This window comes from Ferrovibrio sp. MS7 (genome assembly GCF_038404985.1).
GTDB lineage: Bacteria > Pseudomonadota > Alphaproteobacteria > Ferrovibrionales > Ferrovibrionaceae > Ferrovibrio > Ferrovibrio plantarum.
In genome coordinates this window covers 270,777-287,649 of sequence record NZ_JBBKBA010000002.1, presented here as the reverse complement: position 1 = coordinate 287,649, position 16,873 = coordinate 270,777, and the positions used below count along the sequence as shown (strand labels likewise).

Sequence of the window (16,873 nt, the reverse complement as noted above, 5' to 3'; positions counted from 1 at the left end):
CTGATTCTTGCCGGTTGCAACACCAGGACCCATCAGCTCACCACTACCTTGAAGAGAGATCCGGAGAAGCAGCCCACGGTGGTTCTGATGCCTCTGGATGTTGAGCTGTCGCTGCTCAGTGCCGGTGGCATGCCGGAAGTTAAGGCGGATTGGACCGAGGCCGCCAACAAGCTGCTGCTGGAGTCGATCCGCAATGAAAAGCAGAATCGCAACATCCAGATGGCGGTGTTCAGCGACGGCAAGGCCGATGAGGCCCGCAACGATCTGGCGAACCAGTTGATCAAGCTGCATGGCGTGGTGGGCCAATCGATCTTGCTCCACCATTATATGGGACAGCCACCTCTGCCGAGCAAGGCAGGTGCTTTCGAATGGAGTCTCGGCAGCTCAGCCAAGGTGCTCAAGGAGGTGTATGGCGCGGATTACGCCCTGTTCGTCTGGGTGCGCGACAGCTACACCAGCGGCGGCCGTGCCGTGGTGATGTTCCTGGCGGCGGCGGCCTTTGGCGTGGCACTGCCGGGCGGACAGCAGCTTGGCTTTGCCTCGCTGGTAGAACTCGAAACCGGCAATATCGTGTGGTTCAACCTGCTGGCGCGCGGGCATGGCGATCTGCGTAGCGCCGAGGGTGCCGCCAACACGGCAGAAAATCTGATGGCACAATTGCCGAAATGACTAGCCATAATCGCCGCTATGTGCTGCGTGGGCTCTGCGCCTGCTCGCTGACCGGATTGGCGGCCTGCAATGCGACCACGGGCAATGAAGCACCGATGGTCTCCGGCTATCGGCCAGCGTCGAATACCGATGAAGGTGGTCTTTGGCTCAGCGTTGAGAAGGCGGAGCGCGAAACCCAACGGTCACGGTACCGTATGCGCGATGCCGAGTGGAACCAGTATCTGGAAGATATTATCGGGCGACTCAGCCCAGAATTCCGCAATGACATGCGAGTCTACCTGATCCGGACGCCTCTTTTCAATGCCACAATGTATCCCAACGGCATGATGCAGGTGTGGAGTGGATTACTGCTGCGCGTGAAGAATGAGGCGCAGCTTGCGGCCGTAATCGGCCACGAAATAGGCCATTATGTGCATAAGCATTCGCTGGCGCGTATGCGTGATCTCAGGGCGCGCGCTGATTTCAGCGTGTTTCTGAGCATGGGATTGGCGGCAGCCGGTGTTGGTGCGGTGGGCAACCTCACCAACCTGATTCTGATTGCGGGTAACTTTGCCTATAGCCGCGAGCATGAGCGCGAGGCTGACCGCTATGGCATCGATGCCATGGCGCGCGCCGGATACCAGCCCATGGCAGCCTCTGAGGTCTGGCAGCAGATGATCGAGGAGACTGAGGCTGACAAGAATTACAAGGGGCAGAGCTTGTTGTTTGCGAGCCATCCCGCTTCGCAGGAGCGTATGGATACCTTGAAAACGCGGGCCAACGAACTTGGCAATAAGGGGGAAGACTTCGCCTCGCGTTACCGCGACCATGTGCGCCACATCCGTTTCATGATGCTCGAAGATGAATTACGGCTGCGCCAGTATGATCGCTCGCTGGTGCTGCTTCGCCGGTTGCAAAAAGAACAGCCCAATGATGGCGAACTGATTTTCTTCGAGGCAGAAGTCTACCGCCTGCGGCAAGAAACTAATGACACCACCCAGGCCGAGGAAACCTACCAGCGTGCCATAGCAGCCGATAACCCGCCGCCGGAGACTTGGCGCGCGCTTGGCCTGTTGCAGCGCCGCCGTCGCCAGCACGAAGAAGCGGTAAAATCCTTCCGTAAATACCTTGAGCTACGGCCCGATGCCGAAGATCGCTTGATCATCTCTAGCTACCTGGAAAAAATTTCATGACCCATATCCGTATCTTCTGCCTGCGCTCTCTGGCCCTGGTTGTGCTGCTGCTTGTTGCGGCCTGCGCACCCTACACCCTGGTGCCGGCTTCCAGCAGCGATGTGGCGAATTTCCGCGTCGATGTGGATATGCCCTGGAACAAGGCCAACATGCTGCGGGTTGAAAGCAGTGCCCCGCTTGCTGTTTGGACCGCTGACTCGCCGACCCTGAACAGCATTATGTTCATTGGTGGGGTGCGCGATGGCGGCGCGGTGTTGCGGATATCCAACGATACCGACAAGTCGCCCTTGATCTTTCGCTCGGCCATGACACCAACGGAAATTGTCGAACTGTGGGAAGCCACCATTACCAAGGTGAATAGTGCAACGATTGCAAAGGGCAGCAATATCCAGCCGGTCACTTTCGGCGGCGTTCAAGGTTTCCGCTTCGACTTCCACTTCGTAACCAAGGATGAGGTCGACCGTACCGGCTTGGCGTATGTGGCGGTCAAGGGTGACCGCCTTTACATGATTTTTTATTCCGGTACCAAGCTGCATCACTTTCAGTTGCGGCAGGCCAACGTGCAACGGATGATTGAGTCGGCCCGTATCACGGGCTGAACCGGCTACAGACCTGAACCGCGGGAAAGTTTTAAATCTGGACTTGCTTCTTGGCGGCCCTAGTTTCAGGATGCCCGTCATAAATAACACCCCCGGAGTCCCGAGATGAGTGCCCAATCCGCCCCTGCCTTCGGCTGGCGTACCCCGCTGGTCGTGATCGTTGCCGGCTGCACTATTGCGCTGCTGAATTTCGGCGTCCGCTCCGGCTTCGGCCTGTTCATGGAGCCGATCAGCGTAGCCAATGGCTGGGGCCGCGAGGTTTTCGCCTTCGCCATCGGCGTGCAGACCGTGTTGTGGGGCTTCGGGCAGCCGTTTGCGGGTGCCTTTGCCGACCGCTACGGCTCTGGCCGCGTGCTGGCAGTGGGGGCGGTGTTCTATGCTGTCGGTGTGGCGCTGACCGCGATTTCCAGCGACCCCCTGACCCTGACCCTGACCACCGGCGTGCTGGTCGGCGTGGGTCTGGCCGGCACTTCCTTCACCGTGGCGCTGGCTGCCATTGCCCGCATGGTCAGCCCGGAGCGCCGCTCCTGGGCGCTGGGGCTTGGTACGGCAGCCGGCTCGCTGGGCCAGTTCCTGATGGTGCCGCTGGGCCAGGCCTTCATCGCCGCCCATGGCTGGGCCTTCGCCCTGGTGCTGCTCAGCTTGTTCGCGCTGGCCATCGTGCCGCTCTCCACGGCGCTGGCCGGCAAGACGCCGGAAACCGCCGGGCCGAAGCAGTCGATGGGCGAGGCGCTGAAGGAGGCGGGCGGTGAGCGCAGCTATTGGCTGCTGATCGCCGGCTTCTTCGTCTGCGGTTTCCATGTCTCCTTCATCCAAACCCATCTGCCGGCCTATGTCGTCGACCGTGGCCTGGATCCGCGCACCGGCGCCTGGGCACTGGCGCTGGTAGGCCTCGCCAACGTGATCGGCTCCTACACGGCCGGTGTGCTCGGCGGCAAGCACAGCAAGAAATACATGCTGAGCTTCATCTACTTCGCCCGCGCCATCGTCATCACCGTGTTCGTGCTGATGCCGATGACCCAGACCAGCGTGCTGATCTTCGCTTTCTTCATGGGTCTGCTGTGGCTCTCCACCGTGCCGCTCACCTCCGGCCTGGTGGCGCAGATTTTCGGCCCGCGCTACATGGCCACCCTGTTCGGCATCGTGTTCTTCAGCCACCAGGTCGGCGGCTTCCTCGGCGTCTGGCTCGGTGGCCGGCTGTTCGACCTCACCGGCTCCTATGACATCGTGTGGTGGATCAGCGCTGCGCTCGGCATCTTCTCCGCCATTGTTCATTACCCGATCGACGAGCGGCCGCTGGTACGTGCGGCGCCCGCCTCGGCCTGAACCGGCGGCGGCGGCCATGCGCGGGCACCTGCTCGCTGCGGGTTTCCTGCTGGCGGCACTGGCTGCCTGGGGTTTCAGCCTGTCCGCCACGCTGACCGAGGCCGATCTGCCCGATAGCGCCGAAGGCCGCCTGCTGGCGGTGTTTCCGCTGCGCCATGGCGGGCAGCAAAGCTTTGCCGCCGCCAGCCGGGCCGGCGGCGCCATCGCCCGCGAGTTATGGCTGCCCAACATGCTGGTGGTGGAGGACAGATCGCCGGGCTTTGCCGAGCGGCTGCGCCAGGCTGGGGCGGTGGCGGTTTATCGCGCCGAGCCGTTCGAGGCCTTCACGCTCTCGGGCTGCACCGGGATGCCGCCGAAACCGCTGTCATTCCGGCGCTTCGGCTAGCAGGTCGATCGGCGTATTCTCCAGCCGGTAATCGGATTGTGGCTGGCGCAGTACCAGGCAGAACAGCAGCATGTTCGGCTGTGCCGCTACGCCTAGCGGCAGCAGCAGCCGTTCGGCCCAGAGGTCGTTATGCTCCCGGGTGCGGTAGATGCCACGGAACAGCACCGGCTGCGCAGTTTCCCAGCAACGGCGGCAGGCCTCGCGGATCACATTGGCATAGCTGCCGCCGGTGGAGGCGCCGACCTGCCTGCCGGTCGGGTCTTCGCCGAAAGCGCGTGCGATGCCGGTGCCGACCAGCCGGTAGCTGAATTCCTCTCCGCCCTCCATCACGTCGATCAGGCCGATATGTTCCAGCAGGCGGGGTATCTCCAGCGGATCGATATCGGCGCGCGACGGGAATCGCCTGCCGTGCCGCTTGCCGCGCCAGTAATCGTAGAGCGCGCGCAGTTCCGGCATGCAGTTATTCAGCGGAGCGGGATACAAGGGCCTCTCCCAAGGTCGTGGGGCCATGGTAGGCCCACGCGCTTGCGCGGTCCACCGCTGCCCGTTAGTTTGGCCCCAGGGGAAGGAACTGGGTGACCGTGGCTGAAGCGCCGCTTACCATCGTTATTGCCGACGACCATCCGCTGGTGCGCGAGGCGCTGTCCGGCGCATTGCGGCAATCCTTGGCCGGCGCCCGCGTTGTCGGTGCCGCGAACCTGCATGAGGCCCGGGTTGAACTGGATCGCCTGGAAAGTGTTGATCTGCTGATCCTTGATCTCGACATGCCAGGCATGGATGGTTTTGCCGGGTTGGCCGGGGTGCGGGCGGATTATCCGGCCGTGCCGGTGGCGATTGTTTCCTCCACCCGCGAGCCGGCGGTGATGCGCCGCGCCATGGATTTTGGCGCCGCCGCCTTCGTGCCGAAATCGGCGGCGCTTGAAACCATTTCCTCGGCGCTGCAGGCGGTGCTGGATGGCGATGTCTGGCTGCCGGCGGAAGCTGAGGAAGCGGAAGGCTCGGGCGATGATTTCCCGCGCCGCGTGGCGGAATTGACGCCGCAGCAATTGCGCGTGCTGAACCTGCTTTCGCAGGGCAAGCTGAACAAGCAGATCGCCCATGAGCTTTCCGTCGGCGAGGCCACGGTGAAGGCGCATGTCACCGCCATCCTGAAGAAGTTGGGCGTGCGCAGCCGCACCCAGGCAGTGATCCTGGCGCGGCGCTTTTCGGTGAGTGGGGAATAGCTCCTAGTCGCCGGTGGCGTCGAGTTTCGCGGTCGGGCGCCAGCGTTGGCTGATCAGCGCCCGCAAAGCCGCCGGGCGCACCGGCTTGTGCAGCAGGTCAATCCCCAGCCCCTGGCAACGCCGGCGCAGATCCTGGGCGCGGTCGGCGGTGATCAGCACCGCCGGAATCTGCCGGCCCCAATCCTGGCGCAGCCGGGCAATCACCTCCAGGCCATCCAGGCCATCGGCGCGGTCTTCCATGCCATCGCCGAGATGCAGGTCGGCCAGGATGATATCCGGGCCACGGCCGCGCTGTGCGGCTGCCTGGCGGGCGTTTTCCAGGTTTTCCACCGCCGCGACATCGCAATGCCAGCCGCCGATCAGGGTATGCATCGCCTCGCGTACACCGGCCTCGTTGTCGATGCAGAGCACGAAACAGCCTTCCAGGCTGGCGGCGGCCATGCTCGGTGCCGGCTGCGCCGCCGGCTGCGGCGACGCTTCGGCGGCGGCCAACGGCACGGTGATGGCGAAAACCGAGCCGCGCCCGACTTCGGAGCGCAACGTGATCGGGCTGTCGAGCATGCGGGCGACGCGCTCGACGATGGCGAGGCCCAGGCCTAGGCCGCGTTCGCCGGCATCCACCTGCGGATTTTCCAGGCGGGCAAATTCCTGAAAGATCACCTCGCGCTTGTCGGCGGGAATGCCGGGGCCGTTATCCCATACCTCGATGCGTACGGACTCACCGCTGCGGCGGCAGCCGATCAGCACGCGGCGGTTGCCGGCATCCAGGCGGCAATAGCGGATGGCATTGGCAACGAAATTCTGCAATACGCGGCGAAGCAGCGCCGGATCGCTCTGTACCGTCAACTGTGTCGGCACCATTTTGAGCGAAACGCCGCGCCGCGCCGCCAAGGGCGCGAAGGCGGCAACCAGCGAGCCGAGCAAGGGGTCGAGCGCCACCGGGCGCGGCTCCGGCCGCACCGCGCCGGCATCCAGCTTGGAGATATCGAGCAGGGCATCGAGCAGGGCTTCCACCGCGCCAAGGCCATGGTCGATGCGGGCGACCAGATCGTTTTCCGGTTCGCGCTCGGCCAGCGCGGCGGTGAATAGCCGTGCGGCATGCAGCGGCTGCAAAAGGTCATGGCTGGCAGCGGCAAGGAAGCGGGTTTTGCCGAGATTGGCGGCCTCTGCCTCGGCACGGGATTTTTCCAGCTCGGCGGTGCGCTCGGCGACGCGGCGTTCCAGGCTGGCATAGGCGGCGCGCAGCGCGGCATCGGCCCGACGCCGCTCAGTGATGTCCTGATACAACAGGAAGAAGCCGGCAATGCTGCCGCTGGCATCGCGGTGCGGGATATAGGTGCCCTGCGCCACCTCGATCTTTTCGTCGTTGGTGGGGAATTCGATTTCGAAACTCTGGCGCCGTCCGGCCAGCGCCGCATCGATATAGGGCCGCAGGCGCTCGTAGCGTTCCGCCGATAGCATCTCGCGGATTGGCTTGCCGTCGATCTGCTCTTGCGGCAGGTTCAGCGCGCGGCGGAATGGCATGTTGGTGAAGCGGTAGCGCTCATCGCGATCCACATAGGCGATCAGCACCGGCACGTTATCGGTATAGACACGGATGGCGCGTTCCGAGGCGCGCAAGGCCTCCGCCGCACGCACGCGCTCGGTCACGTCGGTGCAGGTGGCGACGAAACCGCCGTCCGGCATCGGGTCGATGCGGATTTCCAGTACAGCACCATCGCTGCGGCGGCGTTCATGGATGCGGCTGCCGGTGCCCGAGCGCGGCGCATGGGTAGCCAGGATCTGGGTCAACTCCGGCGTACCGTGGCTCGCCATGTCGTCCACCCGCACGCCGATCTCGGCGAGATTGGCTGGCAAGCCGAGCAGGTCGAAGAACCGCTGGTTCCAGGCCGCGAGGCGACGCTGGTTATCGAACACGCCGATACCCTGGCCGATATGGTCGAGTGTGGTGCGCAGCAGATCGAGATTGTGGCGGATCGCTTCCGAAGCCTCGCCCAGCATGGCGCGGGCGGCACGCGGGCTGAGATTGCCCTTGGCCTGGGCCGAGGCCATCACGATGCGCGCCGAGGCAGCACCAATGGCGCCGGAAAGCAGATGCTCGGTGAAGGCAACGGCTTCCGGCAGGCTCATGCGGCGGTTGCCGAAGGCGCGCTGCACGCGGTCGACACCAAGGAAGCGGACAGCAACGGCACGTAGTTCCTCGATGCGCGGATCATGCGTGGCGTCGTCATTGACTGGCGGTTGTGGCAGATCGCCATCGCCGCCAGAGACGAAGATTTCCGCTTGCTCGATATCACGGGCGCGCGGTGCTGCCAGCAAGGACACCAGCACCAGCAGGATCAGGTTGACGATCTGGCAGGCAATGAAGCCCTGCAGGGTCGGATCAAAGCCATCCAGTGGCGCCGGCAGATAATCGGCCAGCGGCGGCTGCATTGGCGTGCCACGCTTGGCGCCCTCAATGGAGGGGAGCAGCAAGGTGTAGAGCCACACTGCGAAGCCGGCGGTGAGGCCGGCGATCACGCCATAGCGATGCGCGCCGCGCCAGTAGAGTCCGAGCAGCACTGCCGGCGCGAAATTCGCCACGGCGCAGAACGAGATCATGCCGATGGAGGCAAGCGGCAGATGGCCGGCGATCCAGGAATGGTAGATATAGGCCAGCAGCAGGATCACCACCACGGCGCCACGGCGCACATTGAGCACCAGGCGACCGACCTCGCCGGAGCCGCCGGCGCGCGAGCGCAGCAGGAAGGGCGTGACCAGTTCATTCGATACCATGATCGATAGCGCCATGCAGGCGACGATCACCATCGAGGTGGCCGCTGACAGGCCGCCGATGAAGGCGAAGGCGGCGACCGCCTGCTGTTCCGCCAGCAGCGGCAGGGTGATGACGAACAGGTCCGGGTTGGCGCCCTTGCCGATCAGCAGCAGGCCGGCGGCGGCAATCGGCACCACGAAAATGTTGATGACGATGAGATAGACCGGAAACAGCCAGCGGGCGGTCTGTAGCGAGGAGGGGTCGCCATGCTCCACCACCGCGACATGGAACTGACGCGGCAGGCAGAGGAAGGCAAAGCCGGAGAGGATCGTCATCACGATCCAGTTGGTGCCGAAGCCGGCCGTGAGGCGCTGCGTCAGGTCGGGAGCATCGACGATGGCGGACAGCAGCCGTACCGGGTTGTCGAACAGGCCGAAGACAACAAAGCTGCCGACCAGCAGCAGGGCTGCCAGTTTGACCAGGGATTCGAAGGCAATGGCCAGCATCATGCCGCGATGCTGCTCTGTCGCCTGCACGCTGCGCACGCCGAACAGGATGGTGAATAGCGCCATGATGGCGGCGACGAACATCGAAGTGTCGCGCCAGGGCGGCGGCAGGGTGGCGTTGAGCAGGTGCGCCACATCGGTGCCGACCAGCACCTCGAAGGTGATGGTCACCGCCTGCATCTGCAGCGCGATATACGGCAGCACGCCGATCACGGCTGTCAGGGTCGCCAGCACCGCAACAGCGCGGCTCTTGCCGTAGCGCGAGCCGAGGAAGTCGGCAATCGAGGTGACATTCTGGCGCCGCGATACCGCGATCATCTTGCGCATCAGCGGATAGCCGGCGGTGATCGCCAGGATCGGGCCGACATAGATCAGGATGAAGTCTGCGCCTACCGTGGCGGCGCGGCCGACCGAGCCATAGAAGGTCCAGGAGGTGCAATAGATCGCCAGCGACAGCGAGTAAATGATGGCGCCGATACGGCCTGTATACCAGCGTGGGCTAAGCCGATCGCCGGCATGGGCGATGGCGAATAGCAGGCCGAGATAGGCCAGCGACAGCAGCAAAATTGCCGTGCCCTGCAGCATCCCGCGCCATGCCTCCCCATAGTTGTTGCGCCTGGGCCGAGTAAACCCCCGGCGGGCAGCCCCTGTCCAGGCATCAATTCCTTGAAATCGCCCAGTTTCGCGGTTTTCCTGGCGTCATGATTGGACTGTTCCGTCGCCTCCTGCGCATGGCTCTACTGGCCTTCTGCTTCCTGCTGCTGCTCTGGGCCGCAGGGCTGGTGCTGTATCGCTGGGTTGACCCGCCGGCAACGCCGCTGATGGCGATCCGCGCCGTGCAGGGCGAAAGCATCCGCTTTCGCCCTGTTGCCCTGGAGCGGGTTGCCCGGCCATTGCGGCAGGCAGTGGTGGCTTCCGAGGATGCCCGCTTCTGCCTGCATGCCGGCATCGATCTTGGCGCGGTGCGCGATGCCCTGGAGGATTATCAGGAATCCGGACGGCTGCGTGGCGCCAGCACGATCAGCATGCAGGTGGCGCGCAATCTCTTTCTATGGAATGGCGGCGGCTTCGTACGCAAGGCACTGGAGGCGCCGCTGGCCCTGGCGCTGGATATGCTATGGCCAAAGCGGCGGATTTTGGAAATCTATCTGAATATCGCCGAATGGGGGCCAGGCATCTTTGGCGCTGAAGCCGCCGCTCAGGCCCATTTCGGTCGCTCGGCTGCGGACCTCACCCAGGCACAGGCGGTGCGTCTTGCCGCCGTGCTGCCCAATCCGATCCGCTGGAGCGCGGCACGGCCCACCGCCTATATCGAGGCGCGCGCCGCCACGATTACCAACCGCAGCGGCCGGCTCGGGTCTGAGCAGACCGGCTGCTTCCTCACTGCACGGTAATCTCGGCCCGCATCTTGGGGTGGATACGGCAGCGCACTTCATAGGCGCCGGCCTTGGCGAAGCTGACGCTGGTTTCCGCGCCAGGCTCCTGCAGACCGATATCGAAAGTGCCGCCGGCAGTGGGTGAGTAGACATTATGCGCAAAGGGGTCGCGGTTCTCGAACACCACCTTGCCGCCCACTGCGATGCGCGCGCTGGCTGGGGCGAAGGCGATGCCCTGCTGGCGGATCACAGCCTGATTTGCCTGCCCGATGCCCGTGCCGGGCAGCAGCGCAAGGCCCAGCCCCAGGATGCCCAGGGCCAGGCCAAGCAGCAGGTCGCGCGGACGGATCAGGGCCATCAGCGCAGGTTGAGCACGGCAATATCGATCAGGGCGGCGTCGCCCTTGCCGACGGTGCCGATGCGGCCAAGCTTGCCGGTGCCGACATCGAAGCGGTAAAGCGCGGCGCCGATCACCGCGAAGCCGTGATAGTCATCCTTGGTATCGGTGTAGATATCGATACCGCTGATCACCGCGCCCTTGTTCAGCTTCACGGCGGCAATGGTGCGGAGCTGACCGTCATTCGGCGGGTCCTGCACGATATAGGCCGGCAAGCCGCTGTCGAATTCAAAGAGCTGAGTCTGCTTCGCCGCGGGATAGGAATTGATATAGGCGCCGGCAGTGACCATCGGCGCCTTGCCGGCAGCACCATCCTTGGCGCTGTAGGCCAGCTTGCCGTCCACGATGGTCTGGCCGGTCTCGACATTCACGCGCAGATTCTGGCCCGTCGAGCCGATCACGCGCAGGCGGTCGGCCTGCGGGTTGAAGTCCACCACCAGGGCATCGATGGCATCCAGCGCCACGCTCAGCTTCGGGCCGGCCTTGGCGGCGCCGGTCTTGGTGTCGATGGTGTAGAGCACGCCCGAGGAACTGATGCCATAGAGCGTGTTGGTGGCCGGTCGCAGGTCGATGCCGAGCAGCTTGCCCTCGACGCCGGTGACCGGCAGGGTCCTGGCCTTGCCGGGCGCCTTGTCGGTGAACAGCACCAACTCGTTGCGGTTGTTCAGGCCAGCCAGGTCCAGTGCTTGGGCCGGCTGGGCGATGGCGGTGCCGAGACCAAGGCCGAGGCCGAGGGACAAGGCAAGACGCGTAAAGGTGACAGGGCGCATAGGTTCCTCCTTGAGCGACCGACTAGTTACCACTTTTAGTACGGAAAATCAGCCAGGATAGATCACCCCAAGGCTTGCATGAGCAGCCTGCCTTGGTCGTAATGGGGCGCGAAATCGAACCCCTGGAAGGGGATAACGGGACGACCGGGATGAATCACAATCTTGTCAGTTTAGTTCAGGCGCGGGTCAGCGACCCCTCCAAGACTTTCATCGAGGCCGATGATGGCCGCGTGTTCAGCTATGCCGATGCCTTCAAGCTGGCGGCGCGCTTCGCCAACACGCTCATTCGCCTGGGTGTGCAGCCGGGTGACCGGGTCGCCGTGCAGTTGGACAAGTCGCCGGAAGCGCTGATTCTGTATCTCGGTGTGGTTGCGGCGGGTGGTGTCTATTTACCGCTCAATGTCGGCTACACGCTGGCCGAACTGGAATACTTCATCGGTGATGCCGAGCCGCGCATCGTCGTCGGCCGGCCGAAGGGTGCTGATGAGCTCGCCGCCCTTGCCGGCAGGCTTGGCGTGGCGCATTGCCTCACGCTTGGTAGCAAGGCCGATGGCACGCTGATGGAGGCCATCCAGGGCGCTGCCGAGAGCTTCGCGCCGGTCGAACGCAAGTCGGATGATCTGGCGGCGATCCTCTACACCTCTGGCACCACCGGGCGCTCCAAGGGCGCGATGCTGAGCCATGCCAACCTGTTCTCGAATGCCGAGACATTGCAGGCCTATTGGCGCTACACGGCGAAGGATGTGCTGCTGCATGCATTGCCGATCTTCCACACCCATGGCTTGTTCGTCGCCACCAACGTCGTGCTGCTGGCCGGCGCCTCGATGCTGTTTCTGCCGAAATTCGATGCCGATCAGGTGATCAAGCTGCTGCCGCGCGCCACCAGCATGATGGGCGTGCCGACCTTCTATGTCCGCCTGCTGGAGCATCCGGACCTCAACAAGGATCTGGTCAAGCATATCCGCCTGTTCATTTCCGGTTCGGCGCCGCTGCTGGCCGATACGCACCGCGAATGGGAAGCCCGCACCGGGCATCGCATTCTCGAGCGCTACGGCATGACCGAGACCAACATGAACACCTCCAACCCCTATGATGCCGAGCGCATTGCCGGCACGGTGGGTTTCCCGCTGCCGGGGGTTTCCCTGCGCATCGCCGATCCGGAAAGCGGCAAGCTGCTTGGCACCAACGATATCGGCATGATCGAGGTGAAGGGCCCGAATGTGTTCCAGGGCTACTGGCGCATGCCGGAAAAGACCAAGGCTGAATTCCGCGATGACGGTTTCTTCATCACCGGCGATCTCGGCAAGGTTGATGACCGCGGTTATGTCCATATTGTCGGTCGCGGCAAGGATCTGATCATCTCCGGTGGCTACAACGTCTATCCCAAGGAAGTCGAAACCGAGATCGATGGCATGCCGGGCGTGATCGAAAGCGCCGTGGTCGGTGTGCCACACAAGGATTTCGGCGAGGGCGTGACGGCGGTGGTGGTGAAGGACAAGGCTTCGCCGCTGGACGAAGCTGCCGTGCTTAAGGCGCTGGAAGGCCGCCTGGCCAAGTTCAAGCAGCCCAAGCGCGTCATCTTCATGGAAGACCTGCCGCGAAACACCATGGGCAAGGTGCAGAAGAACCTGCTCCGCGATCAGTTCAAGGACCTCTACAAGTAAGCGTCACCATGAATCCGATTTTCGCCGATATCCCCACCACCATCTTCGAAACCATGAGCCGGCTGGCGCGCGAGCACCAGGCGGTGAATCTGGGCCAGGGTTTTCCCGATGATCCAGGACCGCTGGATGTGCGCGAAAAGGCGGCGGAAGCGGTGGTGCATGGCTGGAACCAGTATCCGCCGATGATGGGAATCCCTGAACTGCGCCAGGCTGTCGCTGCGCATTACAAGCGCTTCCAGGGCCTCGATATCGACTGGGAAACCGAGGTGATGGTGACCTCTGGCGCCACCGAGGCGCTGGCCGACTCGCTGATGGCGGTGCTGCGGCCGGGCGATGAAGTGGTGCTGTTCCAGCCGATGTACGATGCCTATCTGCCGCTGGTGCAGCGCGCCGGTGGCGTGCCGCGTTTCGTCACGCTGAAGCCGCCGCATTGGCGCATCACGGAAGAAGACCTGCGCGCCGCCTTCACCCCGAAGACCCGCGCCGTGCTGCTGAACAACCCCCTCAATCCGGCGGGCAGCATCTTCCCGCGCGAGGACCTGGAACTGCTCGGCCGCTTCCTGATCGAGCATGATGCCATCGCGATCTGCGATGAAGTCTGGGAGCATGTGATTTTCGATGGCCGCCAGCATCAGCCGCTGATCGGCTTGCCCGGACTGCGCGAGCGCTGCATCAAGATCGGCTCGGCCGGCAAGATTTTCTCGCTCACCGGCTGGAAGGTCGGTCTGGTTGTCGCTGCACCGAAGATCATGCGCGTGCTGGCCAAGGCGCATCAGTTCGTCACCTTCACCACGCCGCCGAACCTGCAGGCTGCCGTGGCCTATGGCCTGATGAAGGACGATGATTATTACACTGGCATGCGCGCCGAACTGCAAGCGGCGCGCGACCGCTTCTCGAAAAGCCTGAGCGAAGCCGGCTTTACTGTGCTGCCGAGCCAGGGCACCTACTTTGTCAATGTCGATCTCGGCGCCAATGCCGATGATGCCGCCTATTGCCAGAAACTGGTGGCAGAGGCCGGCGTTGCCGCTATTCCGGTCAGCGCATTCTATGCCGAGAACCATGTTCGCAACGTGGTGCGATTCTGCTTCGCCAAGACCAACGCGACGCTCGATGAAGCTGCCAAACGCCTGAAGGCGTATTCTGGCTAAGGGTGCAGTTTCAGGCCCTTGAGCACCTTGTCGACCAGCTTGCGCTCGTCATGCAGGGCGATGCCGACCAGCGGCAAGTCGCTGGCCTGGCGTGCGGCCACCGTCTCACGGTTGGCGGCATCGTGGCCGGTTGAGAACATCGGCTCGATATAGACTGCCATGCGCACGCCGCGCTCCAGCCCCCGGGCATGGGCGCGGGCGAGGTCGGTGGCATCGGCGGCGAAAACCAGCATCGGCTGGCGCACCATGCGCAGATACTGGTTGCCGGAGGCATCCTGGTAGGGTTCGCCGAGCAGGGCAGGGTCGCTGCCGGTGATGCCGCTGGCCAGGAAGGCGGCGACATTGAGTTTCTGCCAGACAGGGAGATCGGCGCGCAGCGCCAGGGCGATCTTGGTATCGAACTGCATAGCATCAGTCTGCCGGTCCGGGGACTGCCGGTCTTGCACGGATGTGACCTTGCCAAGTCCGGCGGCCGGCCCCAGAATCCATCCATGAGCATCCGGCAGGCAGAAGAATGGGTAAGGTTGGTGGCGGACCCTGCCACCGGGCTGGAGGCCCTGCGTGCCCGGTTCGTGCAGCATGCCTATGACCGCCACGCCCATGAAACCTATGCCATCGGCATGACCGAGACCGGTTCGCAGAGCTATCGCTGCCGGGGTGCCGGCTACAGCACCCGGCCTGGCGCGCTGATGCTGTTCAATCCGGCGGAAGTGCATGATGGTCGCCCCACCGATGCTGGCGGCTTCACCTATCGCATGCTCTACCTGCCGGTGCCGCTGTTGCGCGATCTCGGCGGCGAAGGCTTCGGCGCACCGGGTGCCGAGCCGCTGTTCCGCCAGCCGCTGGCCCAGGACGAGACGGCGGCGCGGGTGATTGCCGAGGCATTCGACAGCCTGGCTGAACCGGATACCCGGCTACGCCGCGATGAAGCCCTGCTTGGCGTGCTGGGCATCCTGCTGCCGCGCTATGCCGGCCTGGCGCCACGCCAGGCACCGCCGGCCGCACCGGGCCTGCGCCGTGCCCGCGACCTGCTGGAGGCCAGTCTGCTGGAGGATATTGGTATCGCTGCCCTGGCGCGGGAAGCCGGCATCAGCCGCTTCCATCTGGCGCGTGGTTTCCGCCGCCTCTATGGCCTGAGTCCGAGCGAATACCGCCGCCAGCAGCGCCTGCGCGAGGCGCGTCGCCGCATTGTTGCCGGCGCCAGCCTAGCCGATGCCGCGTTGGCCTCAGGCTTCACCGATCAGGCGCATTTCACGCGCCAGTTCAAGGCCGCCTATGGCGTCACGCCCGGCCGTTGGCGGCAAGCTGCAATGCCGCCTGGATGAAAGCATGTGTCGGCGTCGGCACGCCGAGTTCGGCGCCGAGCCGCGCCACGGCGCCAGACAGCCAGGGCAGTTCCAGCTTGTTGCCGCGCTCAAGGTCGCCAAGCATCGACGCCTTCATGCTGCCTGGCAGCTTTTCGGAAAGCCCCAGCGCGCGCTCATGGTGATCGGCAGCCAGGCCAACACCTTTGGCGCGGGCCACGGCACAGGCTTCCTCGAGCGCGGCGATATAGAGCGCGCGGGTCTTTGGCTCGGCCAGGATCGGACCGATACTGCTGCGGGTCAGTGCCGTGAGGCCTGAAAAGCTGGCGAGGAACACGAACTTGTCCCAGATGGCGCGATGGATGTTGTCGGGCAGGGCCAGCTCGATTTTCGCCTTCTCGGCCAGGGCCGCGAAGGCATCGAGCCGGGCGCTCCTGCCGCCATCCACTTCGCCGAGCGTCACCTTGGCCATGGTGCCGTTGTGGCGGATCACGCCGGGCTTTTCGATCAGCGCCGCTATATGCGCCACGCCGCCCAGCGTGGCGGCCTTGCCATAGACCGCCGTCACCTTGTCCACGGCTTCGATGCCGTTCTGCAGCGAGGCGATGGCACCGCCCGGCTTCACCAGCGGCTTGGCCTGCTGCAGGGCGGAGTCGGTGTCCCACAGCTTCACGGAAAGCAGCACCAGGTCGGCCGGGGCGACGCTCGCCGGGTCGTCGGTCACCTGGATCGGCAGATTTTTCAGCGGCCGCACATTGCTTTCAATGCTCAGGCCATCCTGCTGCAATGCCTTGAGATGTGCGCCGCGCGCGATGAACACCACATCGGCGCCGCTTTCCGCCAGCAGGCCGCCGAAATAACCGCCCACGCCGCCCACGCCCATGATCGCCACGCGCATGCTCATTTCCCCTTCGTCACGTCTTCCCAGGCATAATTGAAGCTGACCGATATCCGCTCGCCCTTCACGTCGCTGGCCGGCACTTCATGGCGCAGCCAGCTCTCGAACAGCACCAGATGCCCGGCCCGTGCCTTGTACGTCACGAAAGGCCTTTTTGCCGCCGGTGCATCGGCGCGGCGGGGCGGTGCCGCCATCAACAGGCCTAAGCGCGGATCCTCGAATTTCAGCGGCGCGGCATTGCGCGGCGTCTGCACGTAGTAGGTGCCGCTGATGAAGGAGAGGGGGTGCAGGTGCGAACCATGCATCACCTGCGGCGGCATGATGTTCACCCAGCAATCGGTCATCACCAGGCGTCGTTGGCGCAGGTCATAATGCAGCGCATCGGCATAGCGGCGTGCATGCGGCCGGATGGCGCGCTCCAGTTCGGCGAAAAGCGGCGAGATCAGGTGCAGGCGGCAATGGCTGCCATAGGAAGTGTAGCCGCCGAGATAGTTGCGCGTGCTCCAATCCTGGCCGGCGGCATCGGCATCGGCCAGTGCCATGCTTTCATCGGCCAGGCGCTGGTTCAGGACGGCTAGGCCGGTCCGCTTCAGGGCGGCGCTGTATATTTGCGTCGGGAACAGAGTTTTGGTCGCCATGACCTGTTTTCCGCCCCAGACCGGACGATGTCAACCGATCCAT

17 protein-coding genes are annotated in these 16,873 nt (G+C 64.1%); 10 read left to right on the top strand and 7 right to left on the bottom strand.

Going from position 1 to position 16,873, the window contains the following annotated elements; all coding sequences use genetic code 11:
• Window positions 1-87: 87 nt before the first annotated feature.
• The 5 genes from V6B08_RS14535 to V6B08_RS14515 all read left to right on the top strand — a co-directional run bounded on the left by V6B08_RS14535 (window position 88) and on the right by V6B08_RS14515 (window position 4,151).
• Window positions 88-669, top strand: coding sequence for a hypothetical protein (locus V6B08_RS14535; protein ID WP_341982122.1), 582 nt, complete (start codon window positions 88-90; stop codon window positions 667-669).
• Window positions 666-1,841, top strand: coding sequence for a M48 family metalloprotease (locus tag V6B08_RS14530; protein ID WP_341982120.1), 1,176 nt, complete (start codon window positions 666-668; stop codon window positions 1,839-1,841). The genes V6B08_RS14535 and V6B08_RS14530 overlap by 4 nt, the downstream gene beginning before the upstream one ends.
• On the top strand, window positions 1,838-2,440 hold the full coding sequence (locus V6B08_RS14525; protein ID WP_341982118.1) for a hypothetical protein: 603 nt from the start codon (window positions 1,838-1,840) through the stop codon (window positions 2,438-2,440). Before V6B08_RS14530 ends, V6B08_RS14525 begins: the two co-directional genes overlap by 4 nt.
• A 105-nt stretch (window positions 2,441-2,545) precedes the next feature.
• The gene (locus V6B08_RS14520) at window positions 2,546-3,766 is read left to right on the top strand and encodes an MFS transporter (RefSeq protein WP_341982116.1); all 1,221 of its coding nucleotides are present in this window, start codon (window positions 2,546-2,548) and stop codon (window positions 3,764-3,766) included.
• 16 nt (window positions 3,767-3,782) lie between these two features.
• On the top strand, window positions 3,783-4,151 hold the full coding sequence (locus V6B08_RS14515) for a hypothetical protein (protein WP_341982114.1): 369 nt from the start codon (window positions 3,783-3,785) through the stop codon (window positions 4,149-4,151).
• Here V6B08_RS14515 and V6B08_RS14510 read toward each other — a convergent pair.
• A complete protein-coding gene (locus tag V6B08_RS14510; RefSeq protein ID WP_341982112.1) occupies window positions 4,131-4,607 on the bottom strand; it encodes a PAS domain-containing protein in 477 nt (158 codons plus the stop codon). The two genes, V6B08_RS14515 and V6B08_RS14510, sit on opposite strands and share 21 nt — an antisense overlap.
• A gap of 119 nt (window positions 4,608-4,726) precedes the next feature.
• Here V6B08_RS14510 and V6B08_RS14505 point away from each other — a divergent pair, with 119 nt between their 5' ends.
• Window positions 4,727-5,374, top strand: a complete 648-nt coding sequence (locus tag V6B08_RS14505) for a response regulator transcription factor (protein WP_341982110.1) — start codon at window positions 4,727-4,729, stop codon at window positions 5,372-5,374.
• A gap of 3 nt (window positions 5,375-5,377) precedes the next feature.
• Here the strand turns inward: V6B08_RS14505 and V6B08_RS14500 are convergent, their stop codons facing one another.
• Complete coding sequence (locus V6B08_RS14500) at window positions 5,378-9,220, bottom strand: hybrid sensor histidine kinase/response regulator (protein WP_341982108.1); 3,843 nt, start codon at window positions 9,218-9,220, stop codon at window positions 5,378-5,380.
• Window positions 9,221-9,336: 116 nt separating this feature from the next.
• Between V6B08_RS14500 and mtgA the strand changes: the two genes are divergently transcribed.
• Complete coding sequence (gene mtgA, locus V6B08_RS14495) at window positions 9,337-10,029, top strand: monofunctional biosynthetic peptidoglycan transglycosylase (protein WP_341982106.1); 693 nt, start codon at window positions 9,337-9,339, stop codon at window positions 10,027-10,029.
• On the opposite strand, the gene V6B08_RS14490 is transcribed toward mtgA, so the two are convergent.
• Window positions 10,016-10,369 carry a cupredoxin domain-containing protein gene (locus V6B08_RS14490; protein WP_341982104.1) on the bottom strand — a complete coding sequence of 118 codons (354 nt, stop codon included), beginning with the start codon at window positions 10,367-10,369 and terminating at the stop codon, window positions 10,016-10,018. The genes mtgA and V6B08_RS14490 overlap by 14 nt on opposite strands.
• Window positions 10,369-11,178, bottom strand: a complete 810-nt coding sequence (locus tag V6B08_RS14485) for a DUF4394 domain-containing protein (protein WP_341982102.1) — start codon at window positions 11,176-11,178, stop codon at window positions 10,369-10,371. The genes V6B08_RS14490 and V6B08_RS14485 overlap by 1 nt, the downstream gene beginning before the upstream one ends.
• A 149-nt stretch (window positions 11,179-11,327) precedes the next feature.
• Between V6B08_RS14485 and V6B08_RS14480 the strand changes: the two genes are divergently transcribed.
• Both V6B08_RS14480 and V6B08_RS14475 read left to right on the top strand, forming a co-directional pair.
• A complete protein-coding gene (locus tag V6B08_RS14480; RefSeq protein WP_341982100.1) occupies window positions 11,328-12,842 on the top strand; it encodes a malonate--CoA ligase in 1,515 nt (504 codons plus the stop codon).
• An 8-nt stretch (window positions 12,843-12,850) separates the two neighbouring features.
• Entirely contained in the window at window positions 12,851-13,990 is a 1,140-nt protein-coding gene (locus V6B08_RS14475; RefSeq protein WP_341982098.1) for an aminotransferase, read from the top strand.
• On the opposite strand, the gene V6B08_RS14470 is transcribed toward V6B08_RS14475, so the two are convergent.
• Complete coding sequence (locus tag V6B08_RS14470) at window positions 13,987-14,397, bottom strand: DUF2000 family protein (protein WP_341982096.1); 411 nt, start codon at window positions 14,395-14,397, stop codon at window positions 13,987-13,989. The two genes, V6B08_RS14475 and V6B08_RS14470, sit on opposite strands and share 4 nt — an antisense overlap.
• An 84-nt stretch (window positions 14,398-14,481) precedes the next feature.
• On the opposite strand from V6B08_RS14470, the gene V6B08_RS14465 reads away from it, so the two are divergent.
• Window positions 14,482-15,315, top strand: coding sequence for an AraC family transcriptional regulator (locus V6B08_RS14465; protein ID WP_341982094.1), 834 nt, complete (start codon window positions 14,482-14,484; stop codon window positions 15,313-15,315).
• On the opposite strand, the gene V6B08_RS14460 is transcribed toward V6B08_RS14465, so the two are convergent.
• Both V6B08_RS14460 and V6B08_RS14455 read right to left on the bottom strand, forming a co-directional pair.
• Window positions 15,272-16,198, bottom strand: coding sequence for a ketopantoate reductase family protein (locus tag V6B08_RS14460; RefSeq protein ID WP_341982092.1), 927 nt, complete (start codon window positions 16,196-16,198; stop codon window positions 15,272-15,274). The two genes, V6B08_RS14465 and V6B08_RS14460, sit on opposite strands and share 44 nt — an antisense overlap.
• Window positions 16,195-16,830 carry a TIGR02466 family protein gene (locus tag V6B08_RS14455; RefSeq protein WP_341982090.1) on the bottom strand — a complete coding sequence of 212 codons (636 nt, stop codon included), beginning with the start codon at window positions 16,828-16,830 and terminating at the stop codon, window positions 16,195-16,197. Before V6B08_RS14455 ends, V6B08_RS14460 begins: the two co-directional genes overlap by 4 nt.
• Window positions 16,831-16,873 lie beyond the last annotated feature (43 nt).

What these genes read in the sequence shown, in the direction of transcription:
- V6B08_RS14535 (WP_341982122.1), top strand. Translation starts at nt 88, where the DNA reads ATGCCTCTGGATGTTGAGCTGTCGCTGCTCAGTGCCGGTGGCATGCCG.
- V6B08_RS14530 (WP_341982120.1), top strand. Translation starts at nt 666, where the DNA reads ATGACTAGCCATAATCGCCGCTATGTGCTGCGTGGGCTCTGCGCCTGC.
- V6B08_RS14525 (WP_341982118.1), top strand. Translation starts at nt 1,838, where the DNA reads ATGACCCATATCCGTATCTTCTGCCTGCGCTCTCTGGCCCTGGTTGTG.
- V6B08_RS14520 (WP_341982116.1), top strand. Translation starts at nt 2,546, where the DNA reads ATGAGTGCCCAATCCGCCCCTGCCTTCGGCTGGCGTACCCCGCTGGTC.
- V6B08_RS14515 (WP_341982114.1), top strand. Translation starts at nt 3,783, where the DNA reads ATGCGCGGGCACCTGCTCGCTGCGGGTTTCCTGCTGGCGGCACTGGCT.
- V6B08_RS14510 (WP_341982112.1), bottom strand. Translation starts at nt 4,607, where the DNA reads ATGCCGGAACTGCGCGCGCTCTACGATTACTGGCGCGGCAAGCGGCAC.
- V6B08_RS14500 (WP_341982108.1), bottom strand. Translation starts at nt 9,220, where the DNA reads ATGCTGCAGGGCACGGCAATTTTGCTGCTGTCGCTGGCCTATCTCGGC.
- mtgA (WP_341982106.1), top strand. Translation starts at nt 9,337, where the DNA reads ATGATTGGACTGTTCCGTCGCCTCCTGCGCATGGCTCTACTGGCCTTC.
- V6B08_RS14490 (WP_341982104.1), bottom strand. Translation starts at nt 10,369, where the DNA reads ATGGCCCTGATCCGTCCGCGCGACCTGCTGCTTGGCCTGGCCCTGGGC.
- V6B08_RS14485 (WP_341982102.1), bottom strand. Translation starts at nt 11,178, where the DNA reads ATGCGCCCTGTCACCTTTACGCGTCTTGCCTTGTCCCTCGGCCTCGGC.
- V6B08_RS14480 (WP_341982100.1), top strand. Translation starts at nt 11,328, where the DNA reads ATGAATCACAATCTTGTCAGTTTAGTTCAGGCGCGGGTCAGCGACCCC.
- V6B08_RS14475 (WP_341982098.1), top strand. Translation starts at nt 12,851, where the DNA reads ATGAATCCGATTTTCGCCGATATCCCCACCACCATCTTCGAAACCATG.
- V6B08_RS14470 (WP_341982096.1), bottom strand. Translation starts at nt 14,397, where the DNA reads ATGCAGTTCGATACCAAGATCGCCCTGGCGCTGCGCGCCGATCTCCCT.
- V6B08_RS14465 (WP_341982094.1), top strand. Translation starts at nt 14,482, where the DNA reads ATGAGCATCCGGCAGGCAGAAGAATGGGTAAGGTTGGTGGCGGACCCT.
- V6B08_RS14460 (WP_341982092.1), bottom strand. Translation starts at nt 16,198, where the DNA reads ATGAGCATGCGCGTGGCGATCATGGGCGTGGGCGGCGTGGGCGGTTAT.
- V6B08_RS14455 (WP_341982090.1), bottom strand. Translation starts at nt 16,830, where the DNA reads ATGGCGACCAAAACTCTGTTCCCGACGCAAATATACAGCGCCGCCCTG.